The following is an 18,457-nucleotide window of genomic DNA, read 5'->3' on the forward strand; positions in this document are numbered from 1 at the left end:
TCTAACACAAAGAGGTGATTTTAATTCAAACTTTATTGAAAACATTCATTCTTTATTGTAAATAATCAAACTTTGTTGTAAATATTCAAACTTTATTGTACGAATACAATCACCAACTATCAACAACTAACCCCTATTCAACAGTTACACTTTTTGCTAAATTTTTTGGCTTATCCACATCACACCCTCTAGCTACTGCAATATAATATGCTAAGATTTGTAGTGGAATTACACTTAATATTGGACTAAGCTCATCTAATGTATCTGGAATATAGATAACCTTATCTGCTGATTTTTCTATTTCTTTATTCCCTTGTTTTGCAACACCTATCACATAAGCACCTCTTGCTCTTACTTCTTGAATGTTTGAAAGCATTTTATCATAAAGCTTATCTTGTGTAGCAAGGGCTATCACTAATCTACCCTCTTCAATAAGTGCAATAGTTCCATGCTTTAATTCTCCTGCTGCAATAGCTTCTGAGTGAATATAAGAGATTTCTTTTAATTTTAATGATCCTTCGTAGGCTACATAAACATCTAATCCTCTACCAATATAGAATACATTTTCACTATTGAACTGTTCGTCTGCAAGCTGTTGAATAACTTCATTATTTTCTAATATCTTTTCAATCTTACCCGGCATAGCTTTCAATTCTTCAATATATTTTTTATATTCTTCATTTGTCAAACTCCCCTTAGTCATTGCCATATGAAGAGCTATTAAATACATAGATACAAGCTGAGTTGTGTATGCCTTTGTTGAAGCTACAGCAATCTCAGGTCCTGCCCAAGTATAGAATACATCATCAGATTCTCTTGCTACAGATGAACCGACTACATTGACTACTGATAAAATTCTTGCACCTTTTCTCTTTGCTTCTCTTAATGCTGCAAGTGTATCCAAAGTCTCTCCCGACTGACTTACTGCAATAAACAATGTATTTTCATCAATAAATGGCTCTCTATATCTAAATTCTGATGCAACCTCTACATCTACAGGAATCTTTGCAAATTTTTCAATAGCATATTTTCCAATAAGTCCTGCATGATATGCAGTACCACAAGCTACAATATACACCTTATTAATCTTATCTAAATCATCTTTCGTAAGCTTAATACCATCAAGTACTATATTGTCTTCTTTGTCTAACCTTCTGTGAAGAGTATCATATACTCCCTTTGGCTGCTCATTAATTTCTTTCATCATAAAATGAGCATAGCCTTCTTTTTCTGCTGCTTCTGCATCCCAAGTAACTTTAAATACATCTCTTTTTACTTCTTGTCTTAATTCATTAAATATCTTCACTCCATCTTTTGATAGAACTACTATTTCATCATTCTCAATCAAATACATATCTTTTGTATATTTAAGAAGTGCTGGTATATCTGATGCAATAAAGTTTTCATTTTCTCCAATTCCTACAATCAAAGGACTGTCTTTTCTTACCGCTACGATTTTATCTGGTTCGTCTTTGCAGATTACACCTATTGCATAAGCTCCTTCCATCTTTTCAATTGCTTTATATACTGCATCTAATAAATCGCCTTCATAAAAATAATCTATTAAGTGTGCGATTACTTCTGAATCTGTTTCAGATTTAAAATGATCTCCATTAATCTCAATTAACCATTCTTTTAATTTCATATAGTTTTCAATAATCCCGTTGTGAATCAGTGCAATGCTTCCAGAGCAATTTGTATGAGGATGAGAATTCACATCTGACGGCTCCCCATGAGTTGCCCATCTTGTATGCCCAATCCCAATAGTTCCTTGTATTTTTTCTTTATTTAAATGCTCTTTTAATATACTCATTCTTCCTTTAAATTTTCTAACCTTTATTTCTCCTTCATCAAAAATCGCAACACCTGCTGAATCATATCCTCTATATTCAAGCTTTGATAATCCATTTATCAAAATAGGTGCTGCCTGTTTTTCTCCTATATATCCAACGATTCCACACATATTAATTCTCCTCTCAAAATATTAATTTTTATTTTTGACAATAAAATACCGTGGGTAGAATTTTTAAAAATTTTCCTACCTTTTTACATAAAATCCACGCAAGCTAATAAATATCCATCACCCAAGCCTATTTGTCCCTTCGATCACTCGAAGGTTTTGTAAGCTCTTTATCGGTGGTGACACACCGCAGGGTATCCGCCGAAAAACTCGATAAACCCTGTCCTCGTCAACTTAAATCCTTTTTCCGATCGGATTTTAAGTTCTGGCGCTTTTATTTTATATATTGTTGTATTTTTTCTCCTATAGACCTCACCCCTTTCTGCATTTTCTTATTTATTCATATATAAGAAAATACCTTTGATAACTTTTGTAAAAAACTTTCTGAAATAGAACAGATTTTAGTTTTTTCAAAAGTTATCAGGTATAATACTTACAAAGTAATTCATATTATTATAATTTATGCAAAAAATTGAATTTTGATAAAACTATTTCAATCTTTTTTCAATAATTTCTGCTAATTCCTCACTTAAAAGCTTTAATTGTTCGAGATCTTTTCCCTCAAGCATAACTCTTACCAAAGGTTCTGTTCCAGAAGGTCTAATAAGCACTCTTCCTTCTCCATCCATAATTTTTTCAAGCTTTTTGATTTCATCTACGATCACAGTATCTTCCATGTATTTCATCTTCTTATCATTGCTTACCTTTGCATTTACAAGTACCTGCGGATAAGTAGTCATAGCACTTGCAAGCTTTGATACAGACTGTTTTTTCTCTTTTACCACGCTTAAAAACTGTAGTGCTGATAAAAGTCCATCTCCTGTTGTATTATGTTCTAAAAATATGATGTGTCCTGATTGTTCTCCTCCAAGAACATATCCCTCTTCTTTCATTTTTTCTAAAACATATCGATCTCCAACCTTTGTTTTTTCTACTTTACATCCGACTTCGTTTAATGCTTTTTCAAGCCCCATATTACTCATAACAGTAGCAACAACTGTATCTTTAGCTAGCTTTCCTTTTTCCTTTAAACTTGTACCACATATTGTAAGAATTTTATCTCCATCAACAATTTGTCCCTTTTCATCTACAACAATCAATCTGTCTGCATCTCCATCAAAGGCTAATCCTACATCAGCCCCCCAATCAAGAACAACTCTTTGGATTTCTTCAGGATGTGTCGAACCACAATTTAGATTTATATTAAGACCATCTGGCTTATGATGAATAATTTTTATCTCAGCACCTAAAGCCGATAATACAGCTGGTGCTGCTACATACGCTGCCCCATTAGCACAGTCTACAGCAATCTTCATACCTCTTAAATCCACATCAATCGTACTCTTTAAAAAGTTTGCATACTGCTTGATTGCATCATCAATTTCAATCTTTCTTCCAAGATCCTTCCCCCATGGATTTACATCTATTTCTTCATCCTTTAAAATTATCTCTTCTATCTTTTCTTCAACTTCATCCAAAAGCTTAAACCCATCTTTATTGAAAAACTTTATTCCGTTATATTCGACTGGATTATGAGAAGCAGAAATAACGATACCTGCATCTGCGCCATAATGTCTTGTCAGATATGCTACTGCTGGTGTAGGTACAACTCCTACGCACAAGCAATCTGATCCTGTTGATAAAATTCCTGCAACTAATGCTGATTCTAATAAATCTCCTGATATTCTTGTATCCTTACCGATAACAATTTTTGCTTTCTTTTTTCCGTTTGTAAGTACAAAAGACCCGATTCTTCCTAGTTTATATGCTAAATCTGCTGTCAATTCTTTGTTTGCTATACCCCTTACACCATCAGTCCCAAACAACTTTCCCATTTGAGTAGACTCCTCTCATCATAGTCTATCTTTTCATTTTAATTATTATAGATAGACATTATCAAAATATAAATAGTAAATCTATATTATTTTATCATATTCAAGTGTTGTATTCAATTTTACAGTAAAAAAAGAAAGATGGCAAACGCCATCTCTATTTATGTTATGCATCTATTTTTTCTGAAGGCTTTCTTAATATTTTAATTCCTGCAACAGCTAATATAATTGCTAATAGCAATAAAAATACTGCAAATAATATAAGAATCCCATTTCCTGAAGCTAAGTTTGCTTTTAATAGTTGAAGAAGAGCAGTTACAGTAACTAAGAACATAAAAGTCATAGGCACTGTAAACATCATATAATTTTTTCCACTATTCTTTAACCATACAGCAAGAGTAATAAGTGCTAGTGCTGCAAGTAATTGGTTAGCTGAACCAAATATTGGCCAAATAGAAGTCCAGCTTCCTAATGCTAACATTCCTCCCAACCCAACTGTAATAGCTGTTGCTACAAAACGATTTGTCAATATAGATTGTGTTTCTTTTGTTGAATCTTCAAAGAATTCTTGGAATATAAATCTTCCAAGTCTTGTACCTGTATCTAAGCTTGTTAATGCAAAAGCAGATACAGCTAAAGCAACAAATGATTTTCCTACCCCATAGTCTATACCAAATTTAGACATAAACACACCAATACCATCTGAAAATACATTTACAGGTCCACCTGCTGCTGCTAATTCTGCAAATTTTTCCTTTGAAATATAAGCTGCTGTGATAATAGCAATTACTGCTAATACACACTCAATAAGCATTCCACCATATCCAACAGGCTTTGCATCAGCTTCATTATCCATTTGCTTAGAAGTTGTTCCTGAGCCAACTAATGAGTGAAATCCTGAAATAGCACCACAAGCTACTACAACAAATAGCATTGGGAACATATTCCAACCATTAGCTGCTGTAAATCCTGTAAAAGCTGGTAATTGTATAGTTGGTCTATAAAATAATAGTCCTAATACTGCACCGATAAGCATTACGTATAATAAGAATGAGTTCAGATAGTCTCTTGGTTGAAGTAATATCCATACAGGTGTTACAGATGCAATGAAAATATATGCTAATAATATACCAACCCATACATTTTTACTTAATACAAGTGGAAACTTATTTCCAACAACAATACATGCAAATAAAAGAATTACACCTATTACACTAGATATTCCTATTGGTGCACCTTTTCTATATACAAAGAATCCAAATAAAACAGCCAATATGATAAATAACACAGATGCAGAGGCTGCTGCTGGAACACTTACAAATGTATTTGCAACAATATTTGTAAACGCTGCAACAACTAATAGCAATGTAAGCCATGCAAATATTGCAAATAGTTTTTTCATACTTTTACCCATGTTTGCTTCAATTATTTGACCGATAGATTTACCATCATGTCTTATAGATGCAAACAGTGAACCATAATCCTGTACGCCTCCAAAGAAAATACCTCCTATTAAAATCCAAAGCATTACAGGTACCCATCCAAATACTGCTGCTGCAATAGGACCTACTATTGGACCTGCTCCAGCAATAGATGCAAAGTGGTGTCCCATAAGTACAGGTGCTTTTGCTGGTACATAGTCTACCCCATCATTCATTGTATGAGCAGGTGTTTTTCTTGTTGGGTCAACCCCCCACTGTTTTGCAAGCCAACTGCCATAGGTTACATAGGCAATACCAAAAATCAAAATACTCACAATAATTAACCACAATGAGTTCATAAACATCCTCCTTTATATTTTTTTATTTTAAAGCTTATAAACCTCACTAACCTCCTTTCCTTTTTTATTAGTAATAATATCTCCATTGCCTAAATGGACTAAAATCAATCTTATATCTACCCAGCCTTTCAGTCCAAAGGCAAAGCTTTTATGAAATTTGAATTTTCTGACAATATTTGATATTTTTTTATCTTCTTCTTGATCTGTTACCAGCACTCCTGTAATAACACTTGACATATGCTCTGAATGAGGATGTACAAAATCACCTACAGAAAGCTTTAAAATTTCTATGAATTTTTTTAGTTTTTCCTCTGTCAGCAAATCTAAATATTTTATAAAGCAGTATTCATGGTTTTCAAATGCATAAATAGGTATTTTTTTCGTTGCCATATACTTCTCATTTCTTATATGGTATTTTGCATATAAATCTATTTGTAAATCTTTATACCCATAATCTCTTTCAATATCAAAATGTCTCTTTAGCTTTTTTTCTATTTTTTCTATATATTCTGTATATTTCATATACTATCTCCCGTCTATGTATCTTTTTCATCTTTATATTTGAAGAATTAGAAAAAAAAACCTGTTTTGCCTATTATACAAAAATTCATATAATATTTAAAGAGTTTTTGAAAATCCCTCATCTCATTTTCATGAAATGCATTATTTTATACATGAAATACATTTATTGCGCATGAATGGTATTTTGAAAAATGACGAGTATCTCTACTCGTCATCATCTTTAGCTTCTTACGTACACTGCACCCTTTTCAAGAGCTTCTTTATTCAATGGAAGGAGATGTTCTTTACTAGGACCAAATACTTTTTTAAAAGCAGCAAGAATAGATTCTATTTTTACAGTTTTAGTTATTTCTAAAAATGCACCAAGCATAACCATATTTGCAACTTTTCCATTTCCTAATTCATTTGCTATTTCATTTGCAGGTATATAATAAGCGCTTACATCTTCTCTTGATGTTTTTTGATCTATTAGTGAAGAGTTGACAAGTAATAATCCATCTTTAACAAGAGTCTTTTCAAATTTAATAAGTGAAGGAAGATTCATGACAATAGCAGCAGTAGATTGGGTTACAATAGGAGAACCTACTGGATGCTCTGAAACTACTACCCCACAGTTTGCAGTACCTCCACGCATTTCCGGCCCATAAGATGGCAACCACGAAACATGCTTTCCTTCAAGCATTCCTGCATATGTTAAAAGCTGCCCCATTGACATAACACCTTGACCACCAAATCCAGCACAAATAATTTCTTGTGTTGCCATACTACTTCACCTCCTCTGGTGTACGGAAATTTCCTAACGGATAGTATGGAATCATATTCTCTCTTAACCATTTTAAAGCTTCTGTAGCACTTAATCCCCAGTTTGTAGGACAAGTTGATAATACTTCTACAATACCAAAACCTTTTCCTTCCATTTGAACCTCAAATGCTTTTTTTATCGCTTTTTTAGCTTTTCTTATATTGCTAGGAGTATCTACTGCAACCCTTTCTACAAATACTGCCCCTGTAATAGTTGCAAGCATTTCAGAAACTTTAAGAGGCATACCAGCATGATTCGCATCTCTACCATAAGGAGATGTAGTAGATTTTTGTCCGATTAGTGTAGTTGGTGCCATTTGTCCACCTGTCATACCATAAATAGCATTATTTACAAAAATAGTAGTGATTTTTTCACCTCTATGAGCTGCATGAACTATTTCTGCAGCACCAATAGATGCTAAATCCCCATCTCCTTGATAGGTAAATACAGCAGCATTAGGATGTACTCTTTTTATTCCTGTTGCAACAGCTGGTGCACGTCCATGAGCAGCTTCATGCATATCACAATTAAAATATTCATAAGCAAGTACAGAACATCCAACAGGAGCAACACCTATTGCCTTTCCTAATAGGTCCAATTCTTCTAAAGCTTCTCCTACTAATCTATGAATAATCCCATGTGTACATCCCGGACAATAATGAGTAGGTATATCCTTTAAACCCTTTGTTCTTTTAAATACAACTGTCATTACCTCTCACCTCCTAAAATTTCCTTTACTTTTCCTACTATTTCATCTGGTGATGGAACCATTCCTCCACTTCTACCATAGAAATGAACTGGTAGTCTGCCCTTATTAGCAATCTTTACATCATCTATCATTTGACCCATACTCATTTCAACACATAGTAAAGCTTTTGTAGTATTAGGAATTTCATCAAATGCTTTCATCGGATATGGCCATAAAGTAATAGGTCTAATAAGTCCTACATTTATTCCCTCTTCTTTTAATGCTGCAATAGCATTTTTTACAACCCTTGAAGTTGTACCATATGAAACAATCACAACTTCTGCATTTTCCATATTGTATAATTCATAGCGAACTTCATTTTTTTCCATTTGCTTATATTTTTCTTGTAGCCTAATATTATGTTTTTCTAGCTCTGCTGGATCTAATGCTAAGGAATTAATGATGTTTGGTTCTCTTTCTCCCTTTGTTCCATCTGTAATCCAATCCTTTTTAGGAAGTTCTCTTTTTTTAATATCTTTGAATTCAATAGGCTCCATCATTTGTCCAATCATACCATCTCCAGAAATAATAACTGGATTTCTATAATAATCTGCTACATCAAAAGCTTCCATAGTCAAATCTACTGCCTCTTGAAGAGTTGCTGGAGCATATACTAACAATCGATAATCTCCATTTCCTCCTCCTCTTGTATTTTGAAAATAATCTGCTTGAGCTGGCTGAATACCACCAAGTCCTGGACCTCCACGAGATATGTTTACAATTACACAGGGAAGCTCTGCTCCTGCAATATAACTTATTCCTTCTTGTTTTAATGCTATTCCTGGAGATGATGAGGATGTCATTACTCTTGCTCCTGCTCCTGCTGCTCCATATACCATATTTATTGCTGCTACTTCACTTTCTGCTTGTACAAAGCATCCTCCATTTTTTTGAAGCTCTCTTGCCATATATTCAGGTAATTCATTTTGTGGCGTAATCGGATAGCCAAAGAAGAATTTACATCCGCCTTTTATTGCTGCAGCAGCAATTGCTTCATTACCTTTCATCAATATTTTTGACATTTACTTATCCTCCTTTCCCATTTCTCTCTCAACAGTAATTACCAAATCAGGACACATAGTAGCACAATTACCACAGCCAATACATTTATCCATTTCCTTTACAGTAGCAGGATGATAGCCTTTAATATTGATTCTTTCTCGATCCATGACTACAATGTTTACTGGACAGACCTGTGTACATAGTTCACAACCCTTGCATAAATTTTCTTTAAAAGAAACTCTACCTCTTGCTTTTGCCATTGATTCAACCCTCCTTAATTTTTACATCCAACTTTCCCTCATATACATTTTTATAGGAAAAAGCTCTCCTTCCATAGAACAAGGAATATCTCTTGCAACCTTTTCCAAAGTACTTATATATTTAATTGGGATATTTAGACTCTCTGAAACCTGTCTTGCTAAACGCTGTCCTTTCAATACATCTTCTACTGTTGTTTCTTTTAGAAGATGTGTATTGTTTACAAGCCCTGTAACCTTTGCACCTATCGCAGCTTCAATAGTTTTTATATGATAAATTGCGCCCTTTACATCAGCTGTTTGAGGCCTATTGGCATTAAGTACTGCAAACATATCATACTTACCCTTCTTCAGATAATTTGCATACCTTCCTAAAGCCCTAGCCCCTACAGCATCTCCACCCACATCTAAAATTAGTTCATAGCTTTCATCCTGCAAAGGGTGCAGAATAGATGCTGCAACAGCTGGCAAATCAACACCTGTTGATCTTTCAAGACTACTGGCTATCACCTTTATCCCTAAAGCTTCAAGAAACTCTTGTTTTTCTCTGCTTCGAAAATATGGATTGACAATGTCTAAATCTGCCAAAGCTACTTTTTTCCCTAAAGCTCTAAGCTTTATAGCATAATTTACAGCAAATTCAGTTTTTCCACTACCATAATGTCCAATAATAATTCTGACTCTTTTATCATTTAGCATAAGCTCACCTTTTATTCATATTCTTTTGCCTGCTCTTCCCCTCTTAATACTCTTAAAGCACCTTGAGCTAAAGCAATCATTTCTTCTTCTCCAGGATATACTATTACCTTACTAATAAATGAAACATGCTCTTTTATCCATTCTACAAATACTTTATCATAAGCAATACCACCTGTTAGTACAATAGCATCTACTTCTCCCTTTAGCACCGCAGCACAGCTTCCAATTTCTTTTGCTACTTGATAAGCCATAGCCTTATATACAAGCTCTGCTTTTTTGTCTCCTGCTTCAATCATCTTTCCTACTTCTCTACCATCATTCGTTCCAAGATATGCTACAAGACCACCTTTTCCTTTAATCTTTTTCTTGATTTCATCTATTGTTACTTCTTCTGAAAAGCATAGTTTTGCCAAATCTCCTACAGGAAGTCCTCCACTTCTTTCTGGAGAAAATGGTCCTTCTCCATCTAAAGCATTATTCACATCTACTACTTTTCCACATTTATGAGCACCTACAGAAATACCTCCTCCCATATGAGCTACAATAAAATTTCCTTCTTCATATTTTTTTGAAAGCTCCTTAGCTGCACGTCTTGCAACAGCCTTTTGATTTAAAGCATGGAATATACTTTTTCTTTCAATCTCAGGCATTCCTGATATTCTTGCTATATCATCCATTTCATCTACCACTACTGGATCTACGATAAACTTTGGAACATCTAGCTGTTTTGCAATTTCATTTGCAAGTATTCCTCCAAGATTAGAAGCATGCTCTCCTAAAACACCTAATCTTAAATCCTCAAGCATTTTTTCAGATACTTTATAAGTACCTCCCATAATGGGCTTTAATAATCCTCCTCTTCCTACAACTGCATTTATTTTTGTAATATTTATGCCGTTTTCATTCAAAGTGTCTAATATGACTTGTTTTCTAAATTCATATTGATCATAGATTCTTTCATATTTATTGATTTCATCAGCACTATGCCTTAATGTTGTCTCAAGTACTGCTTTTTCATCATCAAATACAGCAATTTTTGTTGATGTTGATCCTGGATTAATAGTCAAAATTCTTAATGCTTTTGTCATAATATGCTCTCTCCTTTAGTCTTATTTCTTAATCTCCGTTTTTTGCCGCCATTAAAACAGCCAAAGCAATAGAGTTTAATTTTGTTTCATTACTATCTGCACGAGATGTAAGCACTACTGGTGCTTTTGCTCCCACAATCACTCCAGCATTTTTTGTATCAGAGAAAAATACCATAGATTTGTATAAAACATTCCCAGCTTCTATATTTGGAACTAATAAAATATCAGCATGACCTGCAACTGGATGATGTATTCCTTTATGCTCAGCAGCTTTAATGCTTACAGCATTGTCTAATGCAAATGGGCCACCTACTAAAGCACCTTTGATTTTTCCATTTTTATTCATTTCTTCTAATTCCTTAGCATCTACTGTTGCCTGCATTTTAGGATTTACTTTTTCCTTCGCACATATAACAGCTACTTTAGGCTCCTTTATATCTAGTGCATGAGCTACTTCTACAGCATTTTCTATGATTTGTTTTTTCACCATAACATCTGGTGCGATATTCATAGCTGCATCTGTTACAAAAATCAGCCGATCATAGCTTGGTACCTGAAATACAGCTGTATGACTAAGGACATTTCCTGTTCTTAAGCCTATTTCTGGATGAAGGACTGCCTTTAAAATAACAGCTGTATCTACCAACCCCTTCATAACAATATGGGCTTTGCCTGTTGAAACAAGCTCTACTGCTTTTAAAGAAGCCTTCACAATATCCTTTTCATCAATCATTTCAAATGTTGATAAGTCTATATCATTTTCTTTAGCTATTTTTTTAATTTTTTCTGTATCTCCAATAAAAATCGCCTCTGCAATTCCTAAGTTTTTTGCATCCCTTACAGCAGTCAATACTTCTAAATCCTCAGCAACTGCCACAGCAATAGTCTTTGGCCCTCTCATTTTTGCAAACTTAATAATCTCATCCATATTTTTTATCATCTACTTCACCTCTTGTTCATAAATTTTAACTTTTTCCTCCCCTGAAAGTACTCTATGTACTCCTTCATTAAGAGCTGTCATTTCATCTTCCCCTGGATGAATAATTACTTGTGCAATAAACCCTATTCTATTCTTTATAAACTCTGTCAATCTCTTTGAATAAGCCATCCCACCTGTTAAAACAATAGCATCTACCTCTCCTTTAAGAACTGTTGCCATAGCACCTATTTCTTTTGCAATCTGGTAGCCCATTGCTTCATAAACTAATTTTGCTTTCTCATCTCCATCATCAATCATTTTTTCAACCTCTCTTGCATCATTAGTACCGAGATATGCAACCAATCCTCCCTTTCCAGTAATCTTTTTCTTTATCTCACCTAAAGTATAATTCCCTGAAAAACACATTTTTACCAAATCTCCTACAGGGACACTTCCGCTTCTTTCTGGAGAGAATGGTCCCATTTCATTAGCATTATTAGCATCAATCATTTTTCCTTTTTGAATCGGTACAATAGAAATCCCTCCACCTAAATGGGCAATAACCATATTCAAATCATTTACATGACAGTTCTTTTCCTTTGCTACCCTATAAGCCACTGCTTTGATATTTAAAGCATGTAAAAGAGAGCGTCTTTTTATATCGGGTAATCCTGATATTCTAGCTACTTCATGAAATTCATCTACTGCTACAGGATCTACAATAAAGCTTTTCACATTAGCTTCATCTGCAATACTCTTTGCAATGATGCCTCCTAAATTTGAAGCATGCTCTCCCTGTACCCCTATCTTCAAATCATGAATCATAGGATCTGTTACAATATACGTTCCACTTGGCATAGGCTTTAATAAGCCTCCACGACCTACTACAGCTTTTAATTCTTTAATGCTAAAGCCTTCTTCTTCCATCCATTCGAGTATCATTTTCTTTCTATATGAAAATTGTTCTGCAATTTTCGAAAACCTTTCTAATTCTGTTGATAAATGGTTCAAATTTTTCTGCACCATATTATTGTATCCTTTAAATATTGCTACCTTTGTAGAAGTTGATCCTGGATTAATCACTAAAATATATTCTCTCGACACTTCTCTCACCCCATAACGATTTCTTTATTTTATATATTGCAAGTTATATGCCATATCCCTGCATAAATATAGAATATTTTTTCTTATATTTCCTTTTATCCTCCGTATTTGAAATTGCTTTATTTGATATATTTATTTTTCACATTTCCTTTTCTTTTTCATATTTTATGAATAAAAGAACAAAGTATTCAATGCAATATTTTTCATGCAAAATTTTGCATTGAATGCTTTTCATGCAAATTTTTGCATGATATATTTTATGTATACATAAACAATATCAACATGAACTGTTCTTTATATTTTATTTTAAATTTGTTTACCTATATATTTACTCAATATTATATTTCTCTAGCTTGTAATATAAATTTCTTATAGATATACCTAAATCCTTTGCAGTTTTTGTTTTGTTATAATCATTCTCATGGAGTACCTTCAAAATATATGCTTTTTCACTAAACGTTACAATTTCTTCTAGCGTTTTCTTCTGTTGATTTTTTTCCAAAAATACATCTACAGAAGCACTCAATCCTTTTTCTATCTTTTCTTTAGTAGCTGGAAGATGTTTAGTTCTTATGACCATTTCATTAAATTTCATATTTATCATGGCACGCCCTATAAAATTTTCAAGCTCTCGTATATTTCCTGGCCAATCTAAATGCATCAATTTCTTTAACGCATTTGCAGATATATCTTGAACAAATCTTCCATACTCTTGATTATATTTTTTGATAAAATGCTTTACCAACAATGGAATATCTTTTTTATGATGCCTTAATGGTGGTATAATAATTGGAATTACATTAAGTCTATAATATAAATCTTCCCTAAATTTCCCTCTCTTTATAGCTCTTTCTAAATCTAAATTAGTAGCAGCAATCACTCTTACATTAATGTTGATAGCTCTACTTCCTCCAACCCTTACAATTTCCTTTTCCTGCAATACTCTTAAAAGCTTTGCTTGTGTATTTAAGCTCAATTCTCCTATTTCATCTAAAAATATTGTCCCTCCATTTGCCTGCTCAAACAGCCCCTTTCTTCCCCCTTTTCTTGCTCCTGTAAATGCTCCTTCATCATAGCCAAAAAGTTCACTTTCCAATAGGTTTTCACTAATTGCTGCACAATTTACCCTAACAAATTGTCGATATTTTCTATTGCTTTCGTTGTGAATTGCATGAGCAAAAATTTCCTTTCCTGTTCCACTCTCACCTCTTAAAAGCACAGTTGCAGGGGTTACTGCTGCTTTTTTTGCCCTTTCAATAGCAGACAATAACTGCTCATCTTTTCCAACAATGTCCTCAAATGTATATTTTGCCTCCAATTTTCTTATAATTTTTTTTGCTTGATCTAATTCATATGTAAGTCTTTTAATCTCGGTCAAATCATGCAATACTGCTACACTCCCTCTTAATTCTCCATCTACAATAATAGGTGCAGCATCTGCTAATACCTCCTTTCTTGAAGGTCCTACCTTTAGCCTAGCATTCTTCACAGGACCCTTTGTATTTAAAACCTTTAGATGAATACTCTCGCCCTCTGCAATATCAACAGTACAGACTTCTCCAATAATTTCTTCTTCCTTAAGTCCTGTTAATCTCGTATAAGCAGGATTAATCATTACACCTATACCTTTTTCATCTACAACAGATATGGCATCCTCTGTAGAATGAAATATCGCTTGAAGCATACTCTGCATTTCCTTTAGATTTGTAATTTCCTCTGCTAATTCCTTAACCTCTGTAATATCCCTAAAAACAGCCACAGCACCAATAATCTTTCCACTATCATCCTTTACAGGCATACGATTTGTAACAATAGATATATCACCTAACGGCTGTTTTTTATTTAGCTCTGATTTTCCTGTCTTTAAAATCAGAGGCAGTCTAGAATTAGGTACAACCTCTATAATATGCCTACCAATAATATTCATCTCTTCAAGCTTTGTAAGCTTTTTGGCAGCTGCATTAAATAGAGTGATAATTCCATTTTCATCTACTGCAATCATCGCATCATGAGTAGAATCAAGTATTACCTCTAACTCTCTTTTCATCATCCTTCTCCTTTACATTTAAAAACAACCTGGATAATATAAAACTATCCAGGCATTCTTTCTAAATTTCAGAATTAATAACTTCCTCTGTTCTATCTGTTGGTGTGATTTCTTCTCTCTTCTTTATTATCAAATCTACTTCTTCAGGAATAACCCTGATTCCCTCAACCTTTTTATTTATATCATATGCAATGCGAATAGCATACAAGCCTTCTGATAAATCACTACCATTAATATAAAGCTTTATATTTTCTTTGTTGATTGTATCTACCATGCTCTCTACAGCTCTTATCTCAACCTTTATATTTTCTGGCAGCTTGCTCAAATCTACAGTATAATCTTTCTTCAAGTCTTTGATATTTATTTCTTCTTTTTTGAAGAATATCTCCTTTGTTTTTATTGGTTCAACCTTTATAAAAACAGTAGGATTTTCCTCTAAACCTTTAGTACTAACTCCTTCTGGCAATATCAATACAATTTCCTTTCGAACAGTTTTATCCAAACCGCTTAGATAAATTTTTTCTGCTTTAATTTTTTGTATATCTTCTATTATTTCCTTTTTCCCTTCAATCATGATCTTTTCTTGACTTAGAGTAACATTAGTGATCTTAAAGCCTTCCTTTGCTTCCCCTTCATAAGCTATATCGATAGGCACTTCTTTAACTCTTAATATAGGTAGCGTTACATTTGCATATTTATTTTTCACATCTACTCCACTTACTTCCTTTCCTTCTCTATTCACAGCTTTAAGTGGAAGCCTTTCTATTATATCTTCCTCTCTATTTGATAAATCAATATCTGCTACAACCTTTGTTACTGCATTTACTAAGCTCTCTGGTCCTTCTACCATAACTTTATCAGGGGATATGCTAGCAGCTCCTGGTTCAAATCCTTCTAAACTCTTTCCAATAAAATGGACTTTTACTGGCTTTTGCGCCTTTACTATTTCATCTAGTGTAATCTTTATTTGCTTTGGAGATATATCTACAATCTCTGCATTAGGTGGTGCACTAACCTCAACAGGCACACTATTTACTCCCTCATGAAATCCTCTTAAATCAGCTCTTACCAATATATCCTTATGGCTAATTTTATATATTTCATTTCTTCTGCCACTAATTTTAACATTTACCGTAAAATCCTTTTGTCCCATAATCATAAGACCAGACTGCTTTAGATCTTCTATATTTAGAAGCTGTACCTCTACATTATTGATCTCCATGATACTCTGCGGATTTACCTCCCCCATTACATAAAGCCACAAACTCACCGCAAAAAGTATCGATATCATCTTTGGAGTTGTATTTTTACTAAAAAATCTGCTATTTTCTATATTCCATTTAATTTTTCTCCAAATATTATTCATCCTTTTGCCTCCAATTCCATCTGAACAAAGGCTTATCATTTTCATGTTTATAAGCATTTTTCAGCACAGCTCTTAATGTCTTTCCATCTAAATATCTAGATAGCTTTCCATCCATAGCAATAGATATAGCTCCTGTTTCTTCTGAAACCATAATAGCAACTGCATCGCACCTTTCACTGATTCCTATTCCAGCTCTATGTCTTGTTCCTAGTTCTTTACTTAAATTGGGGTTTTCTGTAAGCGGCAGCACACAACCAGCCGCCATTATTTTGTCCTTTCTAATAACTACTGCACCATCATGAAGAGGCGTATTAGGAATAAAAATATTTATCAATAGTCCCGAAGAAACCTTCCCTTCTATAGCTGTCCCTGTTTCAATAATATCACCTATGCCTGTTTCTCTTTCAAGAATCATTAAAGCTCCTATTTTTAGCCTTGATAAATATATAGCTGCTTCTACAATCTCATCAATATTATCACTTAAATCTTCGTGCGTCATTTCCATAATAGATTTCGTAAATAGCTTTGTTCTTCCTATATGCTCAAGTGCACGCCGTAGTTCTGGTTGAAATACAATTAATAGTGCAATAACACCTACTGTCATAGTATTTTTTAAAATCCAGTTTGTAACATATAATCTTGCCCACTGACTAAGCTTCGTGGCAATAAGAAGTACCACTAACCCCTTTAATACTTGTTCAGCACTTGTATGCCGAATGAGCATAAAAAGTTTATAAAAAACAAAAGCAACAATTGCCATATCTATTACATCTCGCACTCCTATATTTAAAAATATCTCCATTACTTCTTTCAATCACAACACCTCTTCAAGGAATAATATACATATTGTCTTTATTAATTATTCTAATATACACAGTAAAAACCCTTCAAGTCCTATAAAAAATTTTTATTTTTTAAATTAATTAATTATTTTACATGATTTTGAATTAAAATACTTTTACATGATTATTTTATTTTGTGGAAAAATAAATAATGAGGTGATAATATGAATTATGAACAAATTATTCAAAGTACTATAAAATCAAATAATTCAAAGATCGTTTTACTCGTGCTAGATGGTGTTGGCGACATTAGAAGCCCAAAGTTTAAAAATAAAACCCCTCTTGAATACGCACATACTCCTAATTTAGATAAATTAGCAAAAGCATCTGTTACAGGACGTATGCATCCAATACTTCCAGGTATCACTCCTGGAAGTGGTCCAGGTCATCTTGGTCTCTTTGGCTATGACCCTATGTACCATACAATTGGCAGAGGAGTTTTAGAAGCCGTTGGTATTGGTTTTGAGTTGAAATCTTATGATGTCGCTGCAAGATGTAATTTTGCTACGATGAATGATGCAGGGCTTATTATAGATCGCAGAGCAGGGAGAATCCCTACAGAAACAACTATCGAATTATGTAATATACTAAAAAGCATTAAAGAAATTGATGGTGTAGAAATTATCATAAAGCCCGGAAAAGGCCACCGATTTGTTACCATCTTTAGAAGCAAAGAAAAAGAAATCGGATCAATGATCAATGATATAGATCCTTTAGTAGAGGGAAAAGCACCCCTTACAGCTATTGGGAAAAATCCCCCTTCTCAATTTCTTGCAAATGTAATCAACCAATTTATTAAAGAAGGCTATGCACTGCTCAAGGATAAAAGTCCTGCAAATGCATTTTTAATGCGAGGAATTGCATCAAAACCCAAAATTGCTTCAATGAGAGATAAATATTTACTAGAGTCTGCTGCTATTGCTACATATCCTATGTATAGAGGTATTGCTTCTTTACTTGGAATGACATTGCTACCTGCTCCTGATTCCATAGAAGGATTATTTGAAACTTATATAAATGCACACAATAAATATGATTTCTTCTTTATTCATGTAAAAGGTACAGATCAAGCAGGAGAAGATGGAAACTTTGATTCAAAGGTAAGCTGCATTGAAAAAGTAGATAAAGCACTGCCTATTATTCTAGAAAACAAGCCTGATGTTTTAGCAATAACAGCTGATCATTCCTCTCCATGTGCAATGCGCTCTCACAGCTGGCATCCTATTCCTATACTTATCCACAGTCAATTTGCTGGAGTAGATGATGTAAAAGTTTTTCATGAAAACGCTTGTAGTAATGGAGGATTGGGATTTTTTGAAAGTAAATATTTAATGGGAATACTTTTAGCAAATGCTAAGAGGCTGGATAAGTTTGGTGCTTAATATTTTTATGCTATAATGATATAGATCTAATATATATGGGTAAACAACATCAACATAAAAAAAGAAATATATAAAGATAAGTGAATGACTTCGATAACTTTTGTAAA

General features: G+C 33.6%; 16 protein-coding genes. 1 reads left to right on the forward strand and 15 read right to left on the reverse strand.

What is annotated here, in order from left to right:
• Positions 1 to 133 precede the first annotated feature (133 nt).
• From glmS to cdaA, 15 genes are all read right to left on the reverse strand, one after another.
• Positions 134 to 1,963, reverse strand: coding sequence for a glutamine--fructose-6-phosphate transaminase (isomerizing) (gene glmS, locus KVH43_RS02480; protein WP_218283332.1), 1,830 nt, complete (start codon positions 1,961 to 1,963; stop codon positions 134 to 136).
• Positions 1,964 to 2,448: 485 nt separating this feature from the next.
• A complete protein-coding gene (gene glmM, locus KVH43_RS02485; RefSeq protein ID WP_218283333.1) occupies positions 2,449 to 3,795 on the reverse strand; it encodes a phosphoglucosamine mutase in 1,347 nt (448 codons plus the stop codon).
• A gap of 163 nt (positions 3,796 to 3,958) precedes the next feature.
• On the reverse strand, positions 3,959 to 5,572 hold the full coding sequence (locus KVH43_RS02490) for a carbon starvation CstA family protein (protein ID WP_218283334.1): 1,614 nt from the start codon (positions 5,570 to 5,572) through the stop codon (positions 3,959 to 3,961).
• A gap of 27 nt (positions 5,573 to 5,599) precedes the next feature.
• Positions 5,600 to 6,094, reverse strand: a complete 495-nt coding sequence (locus KVH43_RS02495) for a DUF8052 family protein (protein WP_218283335.1) — start codon at positions 6,092 to 6,094, stop codon at positions 5,600 to 5,602.
• Between the two features lie 220 nt (positions 6,095 to 6,314).
• Entirely contained in the window at positions 6,315 to 6,857 is a 543-nt protein-coding gene (locus KVH43_RS02500; protein WP_218283336.1) for a 2-oxoacid:acceptor oxidoreductase family protein, read from the reverse strand.
• A 1-nt stretch (position 6,858) separates the two neighbouring features.
• Positions 6,859 to 7,605, reverse strand: coding sequence for a thiamine pyrophosphate-dependent enzyme (locus KVH43_RS02505; protein ID WP_218283337.1), 747 nt, complete (start codon positions 7,603 to 7,605; stop codon positions 6,859 to 6,861).
• The gene (locus tag KVH43_RS02510) at positions 7,605 to 8,666 is read right to left on the reverse strand and encodes a 3-methyl-2-oxobutanoate dehydrogenase subunit VorB (protein ID WP_218283338.1); all 1,062 of its coding nucleotides are present in this window, start codon (positions 8,664 to 8,666) and stop codon (positions 7,605 to 7,607) included. Before KVH43_RS02510 ends, KVH43_RS02505 begins: the two co-directional genes overlap by 1 nt.
• Complete coding sequence (locus KVH43_RS02515; protein WP_218283339.1) at positions 8,667 to 8,906, reverse strand: 4Fe-4S dicluster domain-containing protein; 240 nt, start codon at positions 8,904 to 8,906, stop codon at positions 8,667 to 8,669. It abuts the gene before it with no gap.
• 21 nt (positions 8,907 to 8,927) lie between these two features.
• Positions 8,928 to 9,602 (reverse strand): ATP-binding protein, encoded by a 675-nt coding sequence (locus KVH43_RS02520; RefSeq protein ID WP_218283340.1) that lies wholly within the window; start codon positions 9,600 to 9,602, stop codon positions 8,928 to 8,930.
• An 11-nt stretch (positions 9,603 to 9,613) separates the two neighbouring features.
• Entirely contained in the window at positions 9,614 to 10,690 is a 1,077-nt protein-coding gene (gene buk, locus KVH43_RS02525) for a butyrate kinase (protein WP_218283341.1), read from the reverse strand.
• A gap of 28 nt (positions 10,691 to 10,718) precedes the next feature.
• Complete coding sequence (gene ptb, locus KVH43_RS02530; protein WP_218283342.1) at positions 10,719 to 11,630, reverse strand: phosphate butyryltransferase; 912 nt, start codon at positions 11,628 to 11,630, stop codon at positions 10,719 to 10,721.
• Positions 11,631 to 12,713: a butyrate kinase gene (gene buk, locus KVH43_RS02535; protein ID WP_218283343.1), complete on the reverse strand. Its 1,083-nt coding sequence runs from the start codon at positions 12,711 to 12,713 to the stop codon at positions 11,631 to 11,633. It abuts the gene before it with no gap.
• A gap of 328 nt (positions 12,714 to 13,041) precedes the next feature.
• Positions 13,042 to 14,760 (reverse strand): sigma-54 interaction domain-containing protein, encoded by a 1,719-nt coding sequence (locus tag KVH43_RS02540; protein ID WP_218283344.1) that lies wholly within the window; start codon positions 14,758 to 14,760, stop codon positions 13,042 to 13,044.
• Between the two features lie 61 nt (positions 14,761 to 14,821).
• The gene (locus KVH43_RS02545) at positions 14,822 to 16,126 is read right to left on the reverse strand and encodes a CdaR family protein (RefSeq protein WP_218283345.1); all 1,305 of its coding nucleotides are present in this window, start codon (positions 16,124 to 16,126) and stop codon (positions 14,822 to 14,824) included.
• Complete coding sequence (gene cdaA / locus KVH43_RS02550; protein ID WP_218283346.1) at positions 16,119 to 16,940, reverse strand: diadenylate cyclase CdaA; 822 nt, start codon at positions 16,938 to 16,940, stop codon at positions 16,119 to 16,121. The genes KVH43_RS02545 and cdaA overlap by 8 nt, the downstream gene beginning before the upstream one ends.
• A gap of 192 nt (positions 16,941 to 17,132) precedes the next feature.
• Between cdaA and KVH43_RS02555 the strand changes: the two genes are divergently transcribed.
• Positions 17,133 to 18,350 (forward strand): 2,3-bisphosphoglycerate-independent phosphoglycerate mutase, encoded by a 1,218-nt coding sequence (locus KVH43_RS02555; RefSeq protein ID WP_218283347.1) that lies wholly within the window; start codon positions 17,133 to 17,135, stop codon positions 18,348 to 18,350.
• Positions 18,351 to 18,457: the final 107 nt, after the last annotated feature.

Source organism: Crassaminicella indica, assembly GCF_019203185.1.
Taxonomy (GTDB): domain Bacteria; phylum Bacillota; class Clostridia; order Peptostreptococcales; family Thermotaleaceae; genus Crassaminicella; species Crassaminicella indica.